At 60.3% G+C, this 569-nt stretch carries 1 protein-coding gene; it reads left to right on the top strand.

Features of this window, described 5'->3' with window-relative positions; all coding sequences use genetic code 11:
* Nucleotides 1-569: DUF11 domain-containing protein (locus QUB12_RS36465; RefSeq protein ID WP_333310960.1), on the top strand; the 569-nt coding region annotated here is incomplete at both ends.

The following is a 569-nucleotide window of genomic DNA, read 5'->3' as shown; positions in this document are numbered from 1 at the left end:
GTCACCTACACAATTACGGCCACTAACAGTGGGCCGAGTGCGGCAACCAATGTGGCGATCGCCGACACCATTGTTCCTGGTTTAACAGGAGTCAGCGTCTCAGAGGGCGGAAGTTACAACGCAACTACAGGTATTGTGACTTGGACGGCCATCCCATCCCTAGCCCGGGCAACCAGCGCCAACAGAACCGTCAGTTTCGCAGTTCCCGCCACCGGCGGCCCGATCGCCAACACTGCTAGCAGCACCTCAACTAGCCCAGACCCCAATCCTGCCAACAACAACGGCAGCAGCCCGTCGGCAAGAGTTACCACTGCTATCACCGCTGCCCCGACTCCGACTCCCCCACTCCCACCAACTCCGACTCCCCCACTCCCACTCCCACCGACTCCGACTCCCGCCAACCTACGGCCGATAGCTAGCAACGTCAACCTCGAAATCGCCCCCAGCAGCGCTGTGGCGATCGCAGGACTCGGAGGAAGCGACCCCGACGGCTCGATCGCATCCTTCACCATCAACACCGTCCCACCAGCAAATGAAGGGCTGATATTTTTAGGCAATCCCGAAACCGG

This window comes from Microcoleus sp. B7-D4, assembly GCF_036705125.1.
GTDB lineage: Bacteria > Cyanobacteriota > Cyanobacteriia > Cyanobacteriales > Microcoleaceae > Microcoleus.
This window is presented reverse-complemented; position numbering and strand designations above follow the sequence as displayed.